1 protein-coding gene and 2 pseudogenes are annotated in these 1179 nt (G+C 61.4%); 2 read left to right on the plus strand and 1 reads right to left on the minus strand.

Annotated features, from left to right (window positions below):
- Window positions 1-268, plus strand: a 268-nt coding sequence (locus EOA24_RS38630) for a DUF1403 family protein (RefSeq protein ID WP_245501972.1), incomplete at its 5' end; no start/stop codon positions are given.
- A gap of 32 nt (window positions 269-300) precedes the next feature.
- Here EOA24_RS38630 and EOA24_RS38640 read toward each other — a convergent pair.
- A pseudogene (locus EOA24_RS38640) lies at window positions 301-748 on the minus strand (SMC-Scp complex subunit ScpB); the annotation flags it as partial.
- Between the two features lie 33 nt (window positions 749-781).
- Here EOA24_RS38640 and EOA24_RS38645 point away from each other — a divergent pair.
- Window positions 782-925: pseudogene (locus EOA24_RS38645) on the plus strand (SMC-Scp complex subunit ScpB); the annotation flags it as partial.
- Between the last annotated feature and the right edge of the window lie 254 nt (window positions 926-1179).

Raw genomic sequence — 1179 nt, forward strand, 5'->3', positions numbered from 1 at the left:
GGCGGCCGAGCTGTCGCGCCGCGCCGAAAAACTTCTGGCGGTGGCGCCAAAACTGCGCGCCAAGGGCGCCGGCGACGTGATCTTTTTGCTGCTCAATGAAGACGTCGTGTCTGGCTCGCTGACGACGAAAAACCTGTCGCGCTTCGCGGCGCGGCGCCTGTTCGAGCGCCTGCAACAACTCGATGTGCGCGAGCTGTCGGGCCGCACTACTTCCCGTTGTTTGGGCTCTAGCGATGAGCCAAGCGTCCGCCCGCCGCAAGCCAGATGATCAGCCGGCGTTGCTGGACACCGAGCTCGAGCACCGAACTGCGACAGGAAGTTTTTGGTCGTCACATAGGCGTAGGGCGCGCCCGGTTGCGGGCTGCGCGGCCCCGAGGCGATGAGGTCCTGTGCGCGCAGCACGCCGATCAGCTCGCGCGACACCTCCTTGCCGAAGAAGGAAGACAGCTCGCCACGCGTTATCGGCTGGAAAAACGCAATGCACATCAGGACAAGCGCCTCCGAGTGCGACAACTCTTTTGTCCCCTGCCCTGAAGCTGGGCCAAAGGCGGCGTGGATGATGTCGCCAAAAACCTTTCTGGTCCGGTGCTGCCAGCCGCCGGCGACTGACACCAGCTCGTAGGGGCGGCCGGCCAGCTCCGTGCGAATATCGTCGATGATCAAGTCGAGATTGCAGCTTTTGCCGCGTCAGCACCTCGCGCGGCACCGGTTCGCTGGCGGCAAAGATCACCGCTTCGATGCGGCCCATCCATTCACGCCAGCGCAGTTCTGGCGGCAGGCGCTCGACACGCTGCGCCAACTGCCGGATTTCGAGGCGCTCGAGGATGCAGGGCTGCTATCGAAAGAAAAGCTGCTGGCGGACGACATCATGCCGGGTTCTTCCGTTGGCGGCGATGGAGCCGCGGGCACCATCATGGATGAATAGAGAAGCGCCTGATCAGGATCACTGAATTGGAAACTAGGTTGGGATTTTGAAAGGTCCGAAAGCCGGCCACGCACAGATAGGCATTCAGCAAATCGACGGTGGTACACAAATTTGGGCGAGGGCTACTTCGCTTCGCCCGTCGAATGGGACGAAGGGATGATCCGCGTACAGAAACCAGGAATTGGCCGACAAGCAGTTGGACCAGATGCAACTGAGGCTCGGATCCTCCTAACCTCCAATCATCTGTCCTAGAA

Origin of the sequence: Mesorhizobium sp. M2A.F.Ca.ET.039.01.1.1, from assembly GCF_003998035.1 — a bacterium.
GTDB lineage: Bacteria > Pseudomonadota > Alphaproteobacteria > Rhizobiales > Rhizobiaceae > Mesorhizobium.